A 17,510-nucleotide genomic window follows, 5' to 3' on the forward strand; every position below is an offset into this window, starting at 1 on the left:
GCGCATGAGCATCCTCGCCCCCAAGTCGCCCGGCTGGCTGGACTGGTACGAGAATCCGTCCGAATCGGCCTTCCGGCTGCCGCCGGGAACGGTCGACACCCACTGCCATGTCTTCGGCCCGCAGGCCGAGTTCCCCTTCGCACCGGAACGCAAGTACACGCCCTGCGACGGCGGCAAGAACCAACTGTTCGCGCTCCGCGACCACTTGGGCGTCGCCCGCAACGTCATCGTGCAGGCCACCTGCCACGGCGCGGACAACAGCGCCATGGTCGACGCCGTCCGGGCGGCGGCCGGCCGGGCGCGCGGCATCGCGACCGTACGACCCGACATCGACGAGAGCGAACTGCTCGCACTCCACGCGGCGGGCGTACGCGGGGTCCGTTTCAACTTCGTACGCCGCCTGGTCGACGCCTCGCCCGAGGACGACCTCCAGACGATCGCCAAGAAGGTCGCCCCGCTGGGCTGGCACGTCGTCCTCTACTTCGAGAGCGCCGACCTGCCCGAACTGGAGGGCTTCTTCGGCTCGTTGCCCGTGCCGCTGGTGGTGGACCACATGGGCCGCCCGGACGTGACCCAGCCGGTGGAGGGGCCGCAGTTCACCCGGTTCCTGCGCTTCGTCGAGGACAACGACGTCTGGGTGAAGGTGACCTGTCCCGAGCGTCTCAGCGTCACCGGGCCGGCCGCCCTGAACAGCGAACGCCACGCCTACACCGACGTCGTCCCCTTCGCCCGCCGCGTCGTGGAGGAGTTCCCCGACCGGGTGCTGTGGGGCACCGACTGGCCGCACCCCAACCTCACCGACCACATGCCGGACGACGGCCTCCTCGTCGACCACGTCCCGCAGGTCGCGGTCACCGAAGAACAGCGCCACAAGCTCCTCGTCGCCAACCCGATGCGCCTGTACTGGCCCGGCGAGGACATCTGACTCCCCAACTCCTCTCCCTCCTCCCCGACTTCGACAAGGGCCGCTCATGCAACACGCCAACGCGCTGAACCGGCTGGACCGGCTTCCCATCTCCCGCTTCCACAAAGTCACCCTGCTCGCCGTCGCCTTCGCCTACTTCTTCGAGTTCGCCGACATCAACAGCTTCGCCACCACCGCACCGAAACTGATCAAGCTGTGGGGCGTGACGGTCGACCAGATCGCCTACGTCACCTCGCTCTCGTTCGTCGGCATGTTCGTCGGCGCGATCGTCGCCGGATCCATCGCAGACCGATGGGGCCGCAAACGGGCCCTGCTGTGGACGACCCTCTTCTTCGGACTCTCCTCCTTCGCCGCGGTCTTCTCCTGGGACCTCGTGTCCCTCGGCGTCTTCCGCGTCCTGACCTCGGCCGGCCTGTCGGCGATGACCGTCGTGGGGGTCGTCTACGTCAACGAGATGTACCCGTCGGCGACCCGCGGCAAGTACCAGGCGTACGCCATCGCCATCGGCATCTGCGGCACACCCGTCACCAACCTCATCGCCAGCGCGGTCGTACCCCTCAACGACTGGTCATGGCGGCTGGTCTACCTCTGGGGCTCCCTGGGCATCCTGCTCGTCCTGTTCACCCGGCACCTCAAGGAGTCACCGCGCTGGCTCGAAAGCAGGGGGGACCACGCAACGGCGGACGCCATCCTGCGGGAGATAGAGGCACGCGTCGCCGCGGAGAAGGGACCCCTGCCGGAGCCTGCTGCCCCGGTCGGCGAGAAGCCGTCGGCGAGGGCGCCCCTGCGACTGCTCCTCCAGCGGAAGTACCTGCTCCCGACGCTCCTGCTCACCGCACTGTGGATGACCCAGACCATCGGCTTCTTCGGCTACTCCAGCTGGGCACCCACCCTGCTGGCCAAGGAGGGCTTCAGCGTCGAGAAGTCCGTCTTCTACGTGGCCCTCACCACCGTAGGCGCACCTCTCGGCTGCTACCTGGCCTCCCTGGTCACCGACCGCTTCGAGCGCAAATGGTGCCTGGTCGCCTTCGGCACGGTGATCGCGGTCTGCGGCCTGCTGTACGGCCTCACCTTCAACCCCGTCCTCATCGTCGTGTTCGGCTTCCTGGTGAACCTCTTCGAACGCGGCTACACCGCCCTCGCCTACGCCTACTCCCCCGAGCTCTTCGACACCCGCAGCCGCTCACTGGGCACGAGCGTCTCCTACGGCCTCGGCCGCCTGTCCAACGCCGCCGGTCCCCTGATCGTCGCGGCGCTCTACAACGGCCACGGCTACCAGAGCGTCTTCTACTTCATCGCCGGCACCTGGCTGCTCGGCGCGATCGCCCTGGCCGCCTTCGGCACCCGGACACGCTCGGCACGTCTCGCGGAGGCGGAGCGGCAACGGGTGAGCGTCCCGGCCTGAACAGGACCGACCGCGACCGACGTGGTGACCGCCGTACCGGCGGTCATCCGATGCACGGTCCGCTGCCCACCTGCTCACGGCCAGGAAACCGAAAAGCGCCGCCAGGACACCGGCAGACACCGCGCTGTGATGAGCCGAGCCAGCAACCATGCGCGGGTGCACCGTAAGCAGCGCCGACTTCTCCCCTCCCGGGGTTCCGTGCCCTCCGCGTGCCCATAAGGACGGGAAACCACGGTCAGCAGCGGTGCAACCCGACCCGCACGACCATCTCAGGAATCAGGCGTTTATGCCGGTCAGAGCCATCCAGTCCGTCCAGGCGCCGTCGCTTCCCAAGCCGAGAGTGCGAGTTCGATTCTCGTCACCCGCTCTTGCTGAAAGCCCCAGGTCAGCGGCCTGGGGCTTGTACTTTTGCCGCTACCTCGCTTGCCTTTTCGCACCCTTATCACACCCGAAGATTGGGCACACGGAGGGCACGAGGGCTTGACGGAGGCCACACGCGCACCACTCGTCATGCCGCAGTGCGCCGCTGACCTGCGGTTTCACGCGGCGCATGGCGAGATTCGAGTAGGGAAGCCCTCAGCCTGCCGCTCCCCGAGGAACGCTGTTGGGTTCGATGCACAGCGCCACCCGAAGCCTGTGCAGCCGACTACGCTGCCGCGCTGCCCTGATCACCGCTCGCCGGCATACGCACCGTGTGATCCCCGAAATCGGCAACCAAGTCCAGTCGGCCGCCGAGTGCCTCGACATAGCGCGCGACGACATCGAGAGTGGCGACCTCGCCGTGCTCAATCTGGGACACGCGGGCAATACTCACCCCCATGCGGGCCGCGACGTCCTTCTGTGCCAGCCCGTACTGCTTGCGCGCCTCAGCCAGTTGGTGCCCACGGGCTTCCGACAGCAGGCGACGCGATCCAGCTTCCACTTCGGCAGGATCCACGCCAGCCGAGTACAGCTCCTGTTCCAGGGTCTCCCAGTCCTGCGGGGCCTTCTTGGGCATACCCACTCCTCAATCCTCCGTGTCGCCGGTGTAGTCGCGGTAGAGCTGTTCAGCCAGGGGAATGTTGTCGCGGTACCAGCGCTCCCAGTTTCCAGCCTTGTCGCCTCCGAGGAGCAGGAGGGCCGAACGCGTCGGGTCGAAGGCGAAGATGACCCGGATCTCGGACCGACCGCCCGATCCCGGCCGCAGCTCCTTCAGGTGATGCAGTTCCGATCCCTTGAGCCGGTCCACGAGAGGGCGCCCCAGAGTGGGACCCGTCTCACGCAGGGCGGCAACAGCCTGGGCGACCTGAGTGGCTGAGCCGAGATCTTGCTTGATCATCTGCCTGAACCATTCCGCGTACTCATCGGTGACCTCGATCGCCCAACTCAAGACGGCTCCCCTCGACGCCAGCACTACAGTTTAAGGCTTTCCTTAAATCGCAGCAAGCGGCGCCAGCTCTGATCACCTTTGTCAGAGCCACCCTCCACGCCTGAAGTCCCAAGCACCCGTCCAGGCCAGTGATGCGAACGTGATCACGATCGGCCCGCGTCCAGGCAAGCGGAGCAGACCAGCCCGCCAACAATCAGAAGACGATCTCTCTCCCTCCAGGCAGCGACGACCAAGCTCAGGAACGACAAGTACGCGGTATCGACGCACCGGGCTCGCCGTCTCCGGCCGGGAGAACCTGAACCGCATCCGCAGGTACAGAGAAGGCGTCGCCCGATGCGGGGTCCCACAGTGTCACCTGCCCACCGACTACGCCGAACGAGCCGTACACCTGCTCAGGGGCCAACCGGTGTCCGTACAAAGGAAGTTCGTTCATGGCATCGACGGGGGTCACGCAGACCGGTTGGGGATTGGCGCCGAAGTAGTGATCGGGTGCTCGGCCCGATCGCCACTGCCGTACCGCCGTATCGCCCGCCGCCTCGGCTCTGTCCAGCACAGTCCAGATCCACGCCAAGGTGAGCACCATGGCCCCGGTCAGGGCGACGACTGGCAGGAACAGGCGCAGAGCGTGGACGCGGAAGAGAGGCCGCAGATAGCCCCAACAGGCCAGGAAGACGAGTGTCAGTGCTGCCGAGATCCCCAGCACGTACACAGAGGCGAGGAATTGCCAAACCTCAGCAACATCCATCTCCTCCGTGCGGACATGAAACGCGGCACCGTAGGAGGTGAAGAGCACAGGCCCCAGCCCGCCAAGTGCTGGAACAGCCAGCGGCAGCAGGGCCACAAACGCCGCCACCAGGAACGGCCTCCGGCTCCCAGCACGGGCCAGTTGTCGAATGCCATCCGTGACGAACACCGCACCTGCCAGAAGAAGATGCGTACCGAGAACTGCAGCGGGACCAAAAGCCTGGGTCTCAATGGCGGTGACCGCGAGGAGCCCTCCGCTGGTCACTAGCGCTGCCAGCCCTGCGTGCCGCCACTGCCGCCGTTGAACGACCACTTCTTGGTCTGGCAGGGTGCCTCCCCCGTTCCCGGTTGTCGAGTGACGACCATCCTGCCCGGGCAGGGAGGCACGGCGCTGGCGGGCGGTGGTACGAAGTCGACGTACCAAGGGAAGCATGATCGTTGCGCACCACCAGGTGAGCAGCGCCCAGGCCACGGCCGTCGGCAGAGCCAGCCATCAGGGGCCTGAAATCATCGGAATACCGAGCACACCCGCCGCCCAACTGAGCGCCACCCCCTTCAGCACCCTCCGGCGGCTTTCTGTCACCCCGGTCCGGGGCAGTCCGTCATGAGCCCGCTCCCGACGCGGGAACGGCGGACGTACCCGGCCCTGACCGGCGCGCTGCTGGGCCTCCTCGTAGGAGCCGAACAGCACCGTCCCGGTGTCGTGGAATCCCATACACCTCCCCTTGTCAAACAACCACCGGACCACGGGCTTGGGATGTGTGCTGGGGGGTGCGCAGACGAACCAGTGCGGCTCCTGACGGCGCTGCCCCCGCAGCATTCGCGCGCTCACCGGCCGCAGATCCAGATCGGCATCGTCCGCCAGGTCCTTGACCTCCTGGACAGCCCATCGCTCCGGTCGACGTCCGGCATCAGGCCTGACGGGGACACCAAGGGTGTAGGCCGAGTTCCGGACCGTTTCATCCTGGATGAGTCGGCCCGGGGTGCGATCCGCCGGGTACCTCTCCTCTTGAGCGTCCCATATCTCCCAGCCCATTTCCTCGAACAACTCACGTGCCTTCCTCCGGTGTTCGAGCTGCCCGGTGAGCGCCACCTCAACCTTCACGGTGAGCAGCACACCTCCGCGCCCCTGCCCCTGTTGCGTCCGCACGAGCCCCTCCATTCCCTTTCGCGACGAGACTTGGATGCTCCCCGTCAAGCCGAGGCTTCAAGGATTGATCCGTAGCTCCCAGGGAGACTTCTGGATCGAACACCGCGTCCAAGCGCTCCCCCAAAGGCGACGGAGCGCCTGCGAACTGGTACCACGGCGGTGATCCAAGCGGCAGCGGCCGGAGCGCGCAGCATCGAGCGGAAGGACAATGAGGGGCCGTGAACCCCGCAGAGATCGCCGAGTACGACCAGCACTCAGACCAGCTGAGCCGTCTGACCGCGGTCACGTCCACGGACGTGACCCTGACCGCTCTCTTCACCGACTACGCAAAAGCCATCCCACCGACTTGGCCGGCCGCCCGGCAGTGTCGTGCCCAGAGCGTGCCCATCGGAGCGGCAACCACGGTCAACAGCGGCGCGATCCGACCCGCGCAGCGACGGATGTACAACGAATCCGCGCAGGTCAACGCTCGTGCAGCCGCCCAAGCGCCGTCGCTTCCCAAGCTGAGAGTGCGAGTTCGATTCTCGTCACCCGCTCCAGAATCTGCCCCCAGGTCAGCGGCCTGGGGGTTGTTTGTTGTCTGGTCCAATTCGGGGGGTGGCGTGCCCTCCGCGTGCCCTAAGTGCAGGCGGGAGGCGCCGTCGGAGTCTCCTCGGGGACAGTTGCGCCCAACCTGGTTCAACCTGGTTCCCGTCAGCCGACGGCGACTGTGTGCCGGTGGATCGGGCCCGTGTCCCGGCTGAGCGGCAGTCCCGTTCCCTCATGTCATCTTGACGACGACCTTGCCGGCCTTCGCACGCCCCCTGCTTCGACGTACTCCAGCATTTCTCGTGCCGACTCGAACGGGAACACCGTGTCGACGACGGGGTCGGATCCTGCCCGCCTCGATGAGATGGGCGAGCTCGCGCAGCTGATCCCCGCTGGCCTTCATGAACAGGAACGAGTACGTCACGTTGCGACGCCGGGCGCTTCGCCGGATCCGGAAACTCAGCGCGGACATCACCAGCCGGACGATCGGATTCGCTCCCAGCTCCCTGGCGAAAGCGGCGTCGGGAGGGCCCGCGACACCACAACTTGCGGAGGGTGTACAGGAGTTCGTCGCCGCCGTGGCCGATGCGCAGGTAGGCGAGGTCGGGCGGGGTGGGGCTCGCGCGAGTGCCGGATGCAGCTCGTGGGTGTCGCTCTCAGCGATGTCGTTGAACGGGTTTCCGGGAAGGCCCCGGAAGCCGGTGCGGTCGGCGTCGATCTCGGCTGCCGGAGCGGTGGCGACCTCGACGGTGGAGCGGATGCGGTTGTCGAGGGACCCGCCGAACCCTGTTCCCTGTTCCCTGTTCCCTGCTCCCTGCTCCCTGCTCCCTGTTCCGGGTTCCCTGTTCGAGCCGGCCGGCCCCCTGATCGATACGCGGGCGGCGTCTCAGGCGTGCTGCTCGGCATCCAGTAGTGCGAGGGCGTTGTGGATGCCCTGTTCGAGGAGTTGGTCGGCGAGTTGCCGGTCGGTCAGGGCGCGGGAGAGTTGGAGCGTCCCGGCCATCACGCCGAGGAGGCCGAGTGCCTTCAGGCGTGCCGACGGCGGATCGTGGGGTGCCAGGCGGGCGGCGAAGCCGTCGATGAGGGTCAGCGCGCCGTCGGTGTAGGCCTTCCGGGTGGGGTCCGTGGAGCGTGCGATCTCGTCGAGGAGAGCGGCGTTGGGGCAGCCGTCCTCGACGTTGTCGCGCTGCTCGGTGGAGAAGTACCAGCGAATCACCTGTTCGAGTCCGGCACGGCCGGGCGCCGCCTGCGCGACGATGTTCTCGTGCTGTGCGCGCATCTGGTCGGCGACCGCGGTGGCGACGAGTTCGTCCTTGGACGCGAAGTAGGCGTAGAAGGTGCCGTTGGTCAGGCCCGCGTCCTTCATGAGCGTGGCGACTCCGGAGCCGTCGATGCCGTCCCGCTTGAGCCGGCGGCCGGCCGTCTCGACGATCCGCTGCCTTGTCTCCTGCTTGTGTTCTTTCGTGTACCGCACGAGGCGTTCCTCCATCGCGGCCGGGGCTTGCGCTCCGGATACGCTCCGACGTGGTGTTCGCGGCGCGGACACCCCTGACGCCGGACCGGGATGTCAGGCGGGCATCCGGTTGAATTTGCGGATGCCTTTGTCGAAGGTGGTGGCGGGGGCGAAGCGGCGCAGCGTCCTCATGCGGGTGGCGAGGGGGCCGGCCGCGTAGCGCAGCTTCGGCTTCCTGTCGGTGGCCGCGGTGACGATCACCTTGGCGACGACGGCGGGGTCGTCGCCGGCCTTCATCGCATCCGCGATCACCTCGTCGAAGACGCGCCGTCGCTCCGCGTACAGAGGCAGCGGGGTGTCGGGCTGTGCGGCGTTGGTGTCGAAGCTGGTCTTGGTATAGGCGGGCTCGACGAGGAGGACGCGGATGCCGTGTTCGCGGACCTCGTGGTCCAGGGACTCCGAGTAGCCCTCGACGGCGTGTTTCGCGGCGACGTAGAGCGCCATGTAGGGCTGGGGGACCAGGCCCAGGACGGACGAGATATTGATGACGCGTCCGCCGCCCCGGGCGCGCATGTGCGGCAGGACGGCCTTCGTCATACGGATGACACCGAGGACGTTGACGTTCAGGACGTTCTGGGCCTGGGCGACGGAGTTCTCCTCGACGGCGCCCGCCGAGCCGATGCCCGCGTTGTTGACCAGGACGTCGACGCGTCCGAACCGGGCGATCACCTCTCCCACCGCGGCGGTGGCCGAGTCGTCGCTGCCCACGTCGAGATCGAGGTACGTCACACCGGCGGGCGGGGTGAGTCCGGAGGTCTTGCGGCCGGTTCCGATCACCTCGAAACCCGCCGCGACGAAGGCGCGGGCCGTCTCCTTGCCGATCCCGGATGAGGCACCTGTCACGAGCGCCACCGGCCGAGTTGTCGCCATCACGGACTCCCTTTGATCGTCTTACGGTCGTATGTCTTACGTTCGTACGACCATACGGTGGTCGTGGGTCGATGGCAAGTGGTCACGTCCGGTGCTCCGGCCGGCTCCACCGAACCGACGGCGCTCGGCGACGAGCGGTCGCCGTTTCACGACACGGTCGCCGCCGATACAGATCTCCGGTCGCTCGGCGCCGACACTGCGGAGAGCGACCGGAGACCGGTGGGGCACGGCACCGCTGCATCACGATCGGCGAGGGGGCTGCCGTTGTGGGAGTTGAGAGTGCGGTCAGGCGGCGAAGGAGGCGAGCAGTTCGTTGTACCGCTTGGCGGCGGTGGCCAGGTCCTCGTCGGAGAGGCCGAATGCCGTGCCGTACAGCTTGACCATCGGCTGGATGTCGAACTGGCACAGCCGCAGGGTGGCGTGCCAGTTGCTGAGGAGGGTCTCGATGGTGGCCTGGTTGGCGCCTTCGGGGGTGTAGTGGTCGGCGGTGACGGCGACGACGGCCTTCTTGCCGGCCAGTCGCGAGGCGGAGCCGTCCATGGTGAAGGCCCAGCCGAGGGTGAAGACCTTGTCCTGCCACTGCTTCAGCAGCGGGGTGGTGTTGTACCAGAACACCGGGTGCTGGAAGACGATCACGTCGTGTTCGGCCAGCAGCGCCTGCTCGGCGGCGACGTCGATCCGGAAGTCGGGGTAGGCGGCGTAGAGGTCGTGCACGGTGACATGGGCCAGATCGCGGACGGCGTCCACGAGCGCCGCGTTGGCCTTCGACCGGGACAGGCCGGGGTGACCTACGACAAGGAGAACCTTGGACTTGACGAGGGACCTTTTCAGTGATCAGTGAAGTGGGTGAACGAATGCGGGTCGGTCGGGCGTGACGGGTCAGCAGGTCGCCGGGCGTCAGTCAGGTCAGCGGTCGATGCTCGCCATGTTGGCCTCGTCGTGGCGCTCGCCCGCGGCCGGTGTGAGGTTGTTGAGGCGGTCGAGCTGAGCGGCGCTGAGTTCGACGGCGTCGGCGGCGGTGTTCTCTTCCACGCGCGCAACCCGCCGGGTGCCGGGGATGGGGGCGATGTCGTCGCCGCGGGTCAGCAGCCAGGCCAGCGCGGTCTGGGCCGGTGTGGCTCCGATCTCGGCGCCGATGGCCTGTACTTCGTCGACGATGCGCAGGTTGCGCCGGAAGTTCTCGCCGGTGAAGCGCGGGTTGGTCTTGCGCCAGTCGTCGTCGGTGAAGTCGTCGACGGTGCGGATCTGCCCGGTCAGCAGGCCGTGGCCGAGAGGCGAGTAGGGCACGAACCCGATGCCCAACTCGCGCAGCAGCGGAAGGATTTCGGCCTCGACGTCGCGGGTCCACAGGGAGTATTCGGTCTGTAGCGCGGCCACCGGATGCACGGCGTGCGCCCGGCGGATCGTCTCGGGGCCGGCCTCGGAGAGGCCGATGTGGCGCACCTTGCCCTCGGCGACCAGCTCGGCCAGCGCGCCGATGGTCTCCTCGATGGGCGTGTTCGGGTCGACGCGGTGCTGGTAGTAGAGGTCGATGTGGTCGGTGCCGAGCCGCAGGAGCGAGCCTTCGACCGCGGTCTTCACGTTGCCGGCGCTGCTGTCGATGACGCCGCGACCGTCGCCGGCGTGGGAGACGAGGCCGAACTTCGTGGCCACGACGACGTCGTCGCGCCGACCCTTGATGGCCTTGCCGACGATCTCCTCGCTGTGGAAGGGGCCGTAGATCTCGGCGGTGTCGATATGGGTGACCCCGAGGTCCAGCGCCCGGTGGATGGTGCGGACCGACTCGGCGTCGTCGAGTCCTCCGCCCGTGGTGTAGGTGCCGGCCATGGTCATGGCTCCCAGGCCGATTCGGGAGACATCGAGCCCGCCCAGTGATATGTGCTTCATCAGGTACTCCTTGTCGTGACGGCCATCCGGCCGGTCGGTGGGCATGGTCAGGGGGGTGTGCCACCAGGTGGTGGGCCGTGCTGGTGTGGTCCGCGCTGGTGTGGTCCGCGCGGCGCCGGCACGGTGCCGTTGCCCGGTGGCGGCTCAGCGCCGTGGGCGCACCCGGCGGCTTCCGGCCTCGGCCGGGGAATGGTGCTCAGGCGTGGGCGTCGTCGTAGGCCAGGCTGTCGCCCAGTTCGCGGGATGCCTCGGCCTGGGCGAGGAGTTCCCTCGCCTTGGCCTCGGCGGCCTCGATGGCGTCCGCGCCGGCGACGAAGCGCGGCATCGGCTTGTCCTGGCCGGCGATGGTGAGCAGGGCGCGGGCGAGCTTGGCGGGGTCGCCGGGCTGCTTGCCGTTCATGCCCTTCATGCCCTCGATCCTGGGGATGGTGCGCGGGGCGTAGTCGTCGATGGACAGCTCGGGCCAGTTGGTGGAGCCGTCCACGAGGAGTTCGGTGCGGAAGTAGCCGGGCTCCACGATCGTGGTGTGGATGTCGTAGGGCTGCACGTCGTGGCGCAGGGACTCCATCCAGCCCTCTTCCGCGAACTTGGAGGCGGCGTAGGCGGAGGTGAACTCCATGCCGACCAGTCCGGCGGTCGAGGTGATGGTGATGACGTGGCCGGCACGTTGCTTGCGCATGATCGGCAGGACGGCGCGGGTGACGTTCATCGGGCCGAAGAGGTTGGTCTCGAACTGCCGGCGCATCTGCGCGGGCGAGATCTCCTCGAAGTAGCCGGTGAAGAGGTTCCCGGCGTTGTTGATCAGGACGTCGATGCGGCCGAAGCGGTCGACGGCTGCCTGCGCGGCAGCTTCGGCGTCCGCCGGGCTGGTGACGTCGAGCCTGGTGGCCAGCAGGTTGTCGTACGGTCCGCCGAGGGTCTTCTCGACCTCGTCGGGGCGGCGGCCGGTGGCGACGACCTGGTGGCCTGCGGCGAGGGCCTCGCGGGCGATGTCCGTGCCGAGACCGCGTCCGGCACCGGTGACGAGAATGACCTTGCTCATGGGGGGTTCCTTTCAGGCGCCGTGATCCGGCATCCGCTGTCTGCGGGGTGATGCGCACAGCGCCGCGGAGGGGGCTGGGACCGGCGGCACGAGCGCCGTCCGTCCGGACGGTTCACACCGCCGTGGGCGGTGCACCACCGACAAAACCGCCTGTGACGCGTGTGTGGGAGTCCCTGCTGAGGGGGTCACTGACAGGGACCCCCACCCCCGGCGGAAGCGCTCGTAGAGTGAAACGCATGGCAGGCAGAAACGACCCACAAGGCACCAACCGCGACATACGCGACGGTTTCCGCGCGGAGATCCGGGAATTCCTCGGCACGCGCCGGGCCAGGGTCACCCCCGAACAGGCCGGACTGCCCCTCTACGGCGGAGAGCGCCGACGGGTCACCGGGCTGCGCCGCGAGGAGGTCGCCCTCCTCGCGGGCATCTCCAGCGAGTACTACACCCGGCTGGAGCGCGGCAACGCCACCGGCGTCTCCGAGAGCGTCATCGACGGCATCGCGCAAGCACTCCAGCTCGACGAGGCCGAACGCATCCACCTGCTCGACCTCCTGCGCGGCGCCGGCACGTCCCGCCCGCCCCGCCGCCGCCCGGCCCAGCAGCGCGTGCGGCCCACGGTGCAACGCGTCCTCGACTCGATGGCCGGCACACCCGCGTTCGTCCTCGGCGGACGCGGGGACATCCTGGCCGCCAACCACCTCGGGCGCGCCCTGTTCTCCCCCGTCTACGCCGACCCGGCACGGCCGCCGAACAACGCCCGGTTCGTCTTCCTCAGCCCGCACGCGACCGAGTTCTTCCGCCACTGGGACGAAGTCGCGGGCGACACCGTCGCCATGCTGCGCGCCGAAGCCGGCCGCGACCTCTACGACCGGCGGCTGACGGACCTGATCGGGGAACTGTCCACCCGCAGCGAGGAATTCCGTCGCCGCTGGGCCGCCCACAACGTCCGGATGCACACCACCGGCGTGAAGCTCCTCCACCACCCGGTCGTCGGCGACCTCGACCTGCCCTTCGAGACCTTCCCGCTCCCCGACGGCCCCAGCCAGTTCCTCCTCACCTACACCCCCGAGCCCCACTCGCCCACCCAGGACGCCCTGAACCTGCTGGCCAGCTGGGCCGCCACCGACGACGGCGTCGAGCGGCCCGCGCCGGCCGACGACTCCCAGCCCGCCGACCCGGCCGAGACACCCGACTGACCGACGAGCCACGCGAGTCGAACTGCGGCACCTTCTGCCGAGCGGTGGCAGCATCCGCTACCCCTATCGAGGCCAGGACAGCGCGGCGCGGGGCCACTTCACGAGGCAGAGACCGCCGATCCATGGATAAACCTTCCTCTCCCGCCCCTGCGCGGGTGCTCCTACGGTCGGAGGCCGCGGGCGCTCACCGGCCCGCCGTACCGAAGGAGCAAGGCCCTCATGAAGACGACCGGAAACACGATCCTGATCACCGGCGGAACCTCGGGCATCGGCCTCGGTCTGGCCCTGCGTCTGCACGAGGCCGGCAACAAGGTGGTCGTCGCCGGCCGGCGCAAGGAACTCCTCGACGAGATCACGGCCGAGCACCCGGGCATCGACGGTCTCGTCCTCGACGTCGCGGACCCGGACTCGATCGCCCATGCCCGCAAGACCGTGGCGGCGAGCCACCCGGGGCTGAACGTCCTGGTCAACAACGCCGGCATCATGCTGCTGGAGAACCTCCTCGACCCGGCCGGACTCCCGGTCGCCGAGGACCACGTCGCGACCAATCTGCTCGGCACGATCCGGATGACGTACGCCTTCCTGCCCCTGCTGGTGGGCAAGGACGACGCGGTCGTCATGAACGTCACCTCCGCGCTGGCGTTCGTACCCTTCCCGAGCACCCCGACCTACAGCGCGACCAAGGCCGCGCTGCACTCCTTCTCCGAGAGCCTGCGCATCCAGCTCGCCGGTGCCGACGCCGGCGTCCAGGTGATCGAGGTGGTCCCGCCGGGCGTGCGAACGACCCTGCTGGGCCAGCAGGACAGCGACCAGTCCATGCCGCTGGACGACTTCCTCAGCGAGACCCTCGACCTGCTGCGCGAGAAGCCCGACGCGAAGGAGCTCGTCGTCGAGCGAGCCGGGTTCATCCGCGACGCGGTGGCCAACGGCTCCTACGACGACGTTCTCGCCATGATCAGCGGCAGTTGACAGACCTGGAAGACCGACGCGGAACAACAGCACGCGGGCGGGTCCTGCGTCTTCGGCCTCGCCGTACGAGGGGTTTTGCGCGGATGGGAGCGGATGGGAGGCGAGTGCTCAGCCATGGATCGGCGGTCTCTGGATAGCCGGTCGGGATGCGGCGAGGATGGGGGGCATGGACAAGAAGGAACTGGCGGAATTCCTGCGTCACCGGCGTGAGATGTTGCGGCCCCGCGACGTCGGGCTGGTCGAGGGGCCGCGCAGGCGTACGCAGGGGCTGCGCCGCGAGGAGGTCGCGCAGCTCGCCGGCATGTCCACCGACTACTACGCTCGGCTGGAACAGCAGCGTGCTCCACAGCCCTCCGTCCAGATCACCGCGGCTCTCGCCCGGGCGCTGCGGCTGTCCCTGGACGAGCGCGACCATCTCTTCGTGCTCATCGGCCACAACGCCCCGGCCCGCTTCCACCGCTCCGAACACGTCAGCCCGACCCTGATGCGGGTCCTGGACCGCCTGGACGACTCCCCGGCCATGGTGCAGACCGACCTGTTCGACACCCTCGCGATGAACCCCGTGGCCGTCGCCCTGCTCGGCGACCAGATGCGCCACACCGGTCTGGCCCGCAGCGGCTACTACCGCTGGTTCATGGACCCGGCCGAGCGTCTGATGGTTCCCGAGGAGAACCACGAACGCCACGGCCGCGCCCAGGCAGCACGCCTGCGGGCCGCGCTGACAGCCGGCAGCGACACCCCCCGGGCCGCCCTGATCCTCGCCGAACTCCAGGAACACAGCCCCGAGTTCGTCCGCATGTGGGAACTTCAGGAGGTCGCGCAGCGCTACGACGACTGCAAGACCGTCCTCCATCCCGAACTCGGCCGCATCGACGTCGACGCCCAACTCCTGTACACCGAGAACCGCGCCCAGACCCTGGTGGTGCTGACCACCCGCCCCGGCACGGAGAGCCACAGCAAACTCGAACTGCTCTCCGTCCTCGGACACCAACAGCTCACCCCCTGACGTCCTGGACCGGGGACCGGGCCGGGCTCCGCGCGCAGGCCGCCCATTTGACCGGATGCCGCCTCCGTTTTACTCTCGAACATATACGGAGGCAGCATCCGTTTTTATGCGGCCGAAGAGTCACGGCAGGCAGGAGGGCGCATGAGCGCCGGTGAGCAGCGGGGACGCAAGCCCCGCGCGGACGTCCAGCGCAACCGCGCGGCCCTTCTGGAGACCGCGCAGCGTCACTTCCTGCGGCACGGGGTCGGCACCTCCCTTGAGGCGGTGGCCAAGGAGGCAGGCGTCGGGCCCGCCACTCTGTACCGGCACTTCCCCACCCGTGAAGCGCTGCTGGCGGCCGTGCTGCAGACGCGCTCCGAAGAACTGGTGGCCCGCCAGGCGGACATCGAGCGGCTCGGCGACCCGGCCGAGGCGCTGGAGCAGTGGCTGCGGGCGATGGAGGAGTACTTCAGCGCCTTCAGCGGGCTCCCGGACCCGCTCATGGCCGCGGCCCGGGCGCAGGAGCCGGACAATCCGCTCACGATTCCCTGCGACATCCTCATCTCCGCCACCGATCAGTACGTGCGAGCCGCACAGGTCGCGGGGCGCGTGCGCAAGTCGGTGCGGGGGCACGACCTGTTTCTCGCGGCCTGTTCCGTCGCCTGGATCAAGGGCACCGGTACCGAGGAGGAGCCGCTCGACCGGCTCCGCACGCTCATCGCGAGCGGCTACCGCGAGCGGGACACCCAGGCGTAGACAGCCCGGCATCCCGCCCCAGCCATCGCATCGCGCTGCCCCCAGGGGCGGCACAACCTCTCAAGGGATGAATCATGAAAATTACTGTCATAGGTGCCGGTGCCATCGGCGGGAACCTCGCCGCCAAGCTCAGCGCGGCCGGTCACGACGTCCAGGTAGCCAGCGCCCGCGGCCCCGAGGCCGTCCGGGCGGAGGTGCTGGAGGCCGGGGCCCGCGCGGCGGACCTCGCCGACGCCGTCCAGGGCCGCGACGTCATCGTCCTGGCCATCCCCTTCGGGGTGGCGGGCCGGCTGGCGGACCTGTTCGCGGCGGTGCCCGACGAGACGGTGGTCATCGACACCGCGAACTACTACCCCGGCATGCTCAGCGAGCCGGTCGAGGCGGTGGACGACGGCCAGGTGGAGAGCGTGTACACCGCCGGGCTGCTCGGCCGCCCCGTGGTCAAGGCGTGGAACGCCGCGCTGGCCGAAACCCAGCGGACCAAGGGTGTTCCGGCCGGAACACCCGGCCGCCTCGCCATCCCCGTCGCGGGCGACTCCGAGGAGGCGCGGAAGGTGGCCATGAGCCTGGTGGACGACACCGGCTTCGACCCCTACGACGCCGGCACACTGGCCGACTCCTGGCGCCAGCAGCCCAACGGCCCCGCCTACTGCACCGAGCTGACCCTGGACGAGCTGCCGGCGGCCCTGGCCGCGGCCGACCGCGCCAAGGACGCGGCCATCCGCGACAGCCTCCCGGAACGCTTCGCCGCCCTCCCGGCCAACCCCACCGTCGACGACGTCGTCGAGATGAACCGCGCCGCCCACCGCTGAGTCACCCGAGGGCGTTCCAGAACGCGCAGTGGTGGCGGGACTCCGCCGTAGGGGTGGGGGCGATGTGGTCCGGTGCGAGGGAGAGGACGGCCTGCCGGGGCCAGTGCGGTGATGACGGGCCGTTCGGGTCGGTGGTGCGGGCGAAGCGGGTCCAGTAGTCGATCATGGTGTCGGCCAGCCGGTGCTGTGCCGGGGTCAGGTCGCGGGGGCGGCCGCCCAGGTCGAACAGGTACGGCAGTTCGCTCGCGTGTGGTGCGCCGAGCGGGAACGGCGGGGTGCCGGAGGTGAGCGGTGGGGCGTGCTCGTCGGCGAACTCGTAGCGCCAGGTGAGTACTTGGGCGCTGCGCAGGGCCGCGTCGGTGCCTGCCGTCGGGCAGGCGAAGTTCGCGTCGCCGATGACCGCGCCGAACACCGGGCCTCCGTCGGCGCGGTGCACCGGGTACTCGCGGACGATCGCCTCGGCCTGCCCCGGGGAGGGGAAGAAGGCGGACACGACGTCGGGCCAGGTGTCGGGGGTGACGGGGTTGCCGGCCTGGATGATCCCGGCGGCCCAGCCGTTGCCCTCGTCGTGGTTGTTGCCGATGAGCACGGGGACGTGGTGGAAGCGGCCGGCGGTGATCGCCGCCGCGGGGTCGGCGGGCAGCAACGGAGTTGCGTAGGCGGGCTGTTGGTCGGTGTCCTGGGCCGCGAGCAGGCGCGGGACGCTCACGCGTCGTAGGCACGCCAGGACGTCGTGGGCGGAGCGGCAGCCGACTTTTGCCGCGAGGTCCGTGCCCGTGGCGCGCGCCGTGGACAGGGGGACGGAGGACGGGGCGAAGGGCCGGTCGGGGCGACCGGTGCACGGGCCGCTCTCGATGATCGCCCGGTCGAAGAGGCCCGCGGCGGCGGGTGCGGCGAGCTGGGCGCAGACGGAGTAGCCGCCTGCGGACTCGCCTGCCAGTGTCACGTTGTGCGCGTCGCCGCCGAAGGCGCCGATCTCGGTGCGGACCCAGCGCAGTGCCGCCTGCTGGTCGGCCAGGCCGAAGGTGCCGGAGCCGGGCAGCCCGCTGTGCGCGAGGAAACCGAGGGCCCCGAGGCGGTAGTCGACGGTGACGACCACGACGTCGCCGCGGGTGGCCATGCGGTGGGCGTCGTAGGAACTGCCCGCTCCGGTGGTGAAGCCGCCGCCGTGCAGCCACACGATCACCGGCCGGGGGCGCGCGGGTCCCGCGCCGTCGGGCGTGGTGACGTTCAGGTGGAGACAGTCCTCGTCGGTGCTGCCGCCGGGTACCTCGCCGCCCGGCTGCGGGCAGGCGCTCGCGGGCCGGGTCGCGTCCCGTACCCCGGGCCAGGGGGTCGCGGGGCGGGGCGGTGCCCAGC

Annotated in this window: 18 protein-coding genes; 7 read left to right on the plus strand and 11 right to left on the minus strand. The window is 69.1% G+C overall.

The window, feature by feature from the left end:
• Positions 1 to 4: 4 nt before the first annotated feature.
• Positions 5 to 925: an amidohydrolase family protein gene (locus AC31A1_RS12530; RefSeq protein ID WP_489653357.1), complete on the plus strand. Its 921-nt coding sequence runs from the start codon at positions 5 to 7 to the stop codon at positions 923 to 925.
• Positions 926 to 971: 46 nt separating this feature from the next.
• A complete protein-coding gene (locus AC31A1_RS12535) occupies positions 972 to 2,330 on the plus strand; it encodes an MFS transporter (RefSeq protein ID WP_489653358.1) in 1,359 nt (452 codons plus the stop codon).
• A gap of 646 nt (positions 2,331 to 2,976) precedes the next feature.
• Here the strand turns inward: AC31A1_RS12535 and AC31A1_RS12540 are convergent.
• From AC31A1_RS12540 to AC31A1_RS12585, 10 genes are all read right to left on the minus strand, one after another.
• On the minus strand, positions 2,977 to 3,327 hold the full coding sequence (locus tag AC31A1_RS12540) for a helix-turn-helix domain-containing protein (protein ID WP_489653359.1): 351 nt from the start codon (positions 3,325 to 3,327) through the stop codon (positions 2,977 to 2,979).
• Positions 3,328 to 3,336: 9 nt separating this feature from the next.
• Positions 3,337 to 3,648: a type II toxin-antitoxin system RelE/ParE family toxin gene (locus AC31A1_RS12545; RefSeq protein WP_489653373.1), complete on the minus strand. Its 312-nt coding sequence runs from the start codon at positions 3,646 to 3,648 to the stop codon at positions 3,337 to 3,339.
• Positions 3,649 to 3,934: 286 nt separating this feature from the next.
• Positions 3,935 to 4,708 (minus strand): hypothetical protein, encoded by a 774-nt coding sequence (locus tag AC31A1_RS12550; RefSeq protein WP_489653360.1) that lies wholly within the window; start codon positions 4,706 to 4,708, stop codon positions 3,935 to 3,937.
• Between the two features lie 228 nt (positions 4,709 to 4,936).
• Positions 4,937 to 5,560 (minus strand): hypothetical protein, encoded by a 624-nt coding sequence (locus tag AC31A1_RS12555; protein ID WP_489653361.1) that lies wholly within the window; start codon positions 5,558 to 5,560, stop codon positions 4,937 to 4,939.
• Between the two features lie 793 nt (positions 5,561 to 6,353).
• On the minus strand, positions 6,354 to 6,596 hold the full coding sequence (locus tag AC31A1_RS12560; protein WP_489653362.1) for a zinc-binding dehydrogenase: 243 nt from the start codon (positions 6,594 to 6,596) through the stop codon (positions 6,354 to 6,356).
• 411 nt (positions 6,597 to 7,007) lie between these two features.
• The gene (locus AC31A1_RS12565; RefSeq protein WP_489653363.1) at positions 7,008 to 7,610 is read right to left on the minus strand and encodes a TetR/AcrR family transcriptional regulator; all 603 of its coding nucleotides are present in this window, start codon (positions 7,608 to 7,610) and stop codon (positions 7,008 to 7,010) included.
• 78 nt (positions 7,611 to 7,688) lie between these two features.
• A complete protein-coding gene (locus AC31A1_RS12570) occupies positions 7,689 to 8,504 on the minus strand; it encodes an oxidoreductase (RefSeq protein ID WP_489653364.1) in 816 nt (271 codons plus the stop codon).
• Positions 8,505 to 8,789: 285 nt separating this feature from the next.
• Positions 8,790 to 9,335 (minus strand): NAD(P)H-dependent oxidoreductase, encoded by a 546-nt coding sequence (locus tag AC31A1_RS12575; protein WP_489653374.1) that lies wholly within the window; start codon positions 9,333 to 9,335, stop codon positions 8,790 to 8,792.
• Positions 9,336 to 9,410: 75 nt separating this feature from the next.
• A complete protein-coding gene (locus AC31A1_RS12580) occupies positions 9,411 to 10,391 on the minus strand; it encodes an aldo/keto reductase (RefSeq protein ID WP_489653365.1) in 981 nt (326 codons plus the stop codon).
• A 196-nt stretch (positions 10,392 to 10,587) separates the two neighbouring features.
• Positions 10,588 to 11,433, minus strand: coding sequence for an SDR family oxidoreductase (locus AC31A1_RS12585; protein WP_489653366.1), 846 nt, complete (start codon positions 11,431 to 11,433; stop codon positions 10,588 to 10,590).
• Positions 11,434 to 11,669: 236 nt separating this feature from the next.
• Between AC31A1_RS12585 and AC31A1_RS12590 the strand changes: the two genes are divergently transcribed.
• The 5 genes from AC31A1_RS12590 (at position 11,670) to AC31A1_RS12610 (ending at position 16,151) form a co-directional block, all read left to right on the plus strand.
• Positions 11,670 to 12,629, plus strand: coding sequence for a helix-turn-helix domain-containing protein (locus AC31A1_RS12590; RefSeq protein ID WP_489653367.1), 960 nt, complete (start codon positions 11,670 to 11,672; stop codon positions 12,627 to 12,629).
• Between the two features lie 219 nt (positions 12,630 to 12,848).
• Positions 12,849 to 13,598, plus strand: a complete 750-nt coding sequence (locus AC31A1_RS12595; RefSeq protein ID WP_489653368.1) for an SDR family oxidoreductase — start codon at positions 12,849 to 12,851, stop codon at positions 13,596 to 13,598.
• Positions 13,599 to 13,764: 166 nt separating this feature from the next.
• The gene (locus AC31A1_RS12600; protein WP_489653369.1) at positions 13,765 to 14,604 is read left to right on the plus strand and encodes a helix-turn-helix transcriptional regulator; all 840 of its coding nucleotides are present in this window, start codon (positions 13,765 to 13,767) and stop codon (positions 14,602 to 14,604) included.
• A gap of 141 nt (positions 14,605 to 14,745) precedes the next feature.
• Positions 14,746 to 15,339, plus strand: coding sequence for a TetR/AcrR family transcriptional regulator (locus AC31A1_RS12605; RefSeq protein ID WP_489653370.1), 594 nt, complete (start codon positions 14,746 to 14,748; stop codon positions 15,337 to 15,339).
• Positions 15,340 to 15,413: 74 nt separating this feature from the next.
• Positions 15,414 to 16,151, plus strand: a complete 738-nt coding sequence (locus AC31A1_RS12610; protein WP_489653371.1) for an NADPH-dependent F420 reductase — start codon at positions 15,414 to 15,416, stop codon at positions 16,149 to 16,151.
• 1 nt (position 16,152) lies between these two features.
• On the opposite strand, the gene AC31A1_RS12615 is transcribed toward AC31A1_RS12610, so the two are convergent.
• Positions 16,153 to 17,510 (minus strand): carboxylesterase/lipase family protein (locus AC31A1_RS12615; RefSeq protein WP_489653372.1); only part of this gene is annotated, 1,358 nt, incomplete at its 5' end.

It is taken from the genome of Streptomyces sp. P5F9 (genome assembly GCF_057961495.1).

Bases quoted from the DNA above. Each gene is read 5' to 3' on its own strand.
- AC31A1_RS12530 (WP_489653357.1), top strand. From the start codon at position 5: ATGAGCATCCTCGCCCCCAAGTCGCCCGGCTGGCTGGACTGGTACGAG.
- AC31A1_RS12535 (WP_489653358.1), top strand. From the start codon at position 972: ATGCAACACGCCAACGCGCTGAACCGGCTGGACCGGCTTCCCATCTCC.
- AC31A1_RS12540 (WP_489653359.1), bottom strand. From the start codon at position 3,327: ATGCCCAAGAAGGCCCCGCAGGACTGGGAGACCCTGGAACAGGAGCTG.
- AC31A1_RS12545 (WP_489653373.1), bottom strand. From the start codon at position 3,648: ATGATCAAGCAAGATCTCGGCTCAGCCACTCAGGTCGCCCAGGCTGTT.
- AC31A1_RS12565 (WP_489653363.1), bottom strand. From the start codon at position 7,610: ATGGAGGAACGCCTCGTGCGGTACACGAAAGAACACAAGCAGGAGACA.
- AC31A1_RS12570 (WP_489653364.1), bottom strand. From the start codon at position 8,504: ATGGCGACAACTCGGCCGGTGGCGCTCGTGACAGGTGCCTCATCCGGG.
- AC31A1_RS12580 (WP_489653365.1), bottom strand. From the start codon at position 10,391: ATGAAGCACATATCACTGGGCGGGCTCGATGTCTCCCGAATCGGCCTG.
- AC31A1_RS12585 (WP_489653366.1), bottom strand. From the start codon at position 11,433: ATGAGCAAGGTCATTCTCGTCACCGGTGCCGGACGCGGTCTCGGCACG.
- AC31A1_RS12590 (WP_489653367.1), top strand. From the start codon at position 11,670: ATGGCAGGCAGAAACGACCCACAAGGCACCAACCGCGACATACGCGAC.
- AC31A1_RS12595 (WP_489653368.1), top strand. From the start codon at position 12,849: ATGAAGACGACCGGAAACACGATCCTGATCACCGGCGGAACCTCGGGC.
- AC31A1_RS12600 (WP_489653369.1), top strand. From the start codon at position 13,765: ATGGACAAGAAGGAACTGGCGGAATTCCTGCGTCACCGGCGTGAGATG.
- AC31A1_RS12605 (WP_489653370.1), top strand. From the start codon at position 14,746: ATGAGCGCCGGTGAGCAGCGGGGACGCAAGCCCCGCGCGGACGTCCAG.
- AC31A1_RS12610 (WP_489653371.1), top strand. From the start codon at position 15,414: ATGAAAATTACTGTCATAGGTGCCGGTGCCATCGGCGGGAACCTCGCC.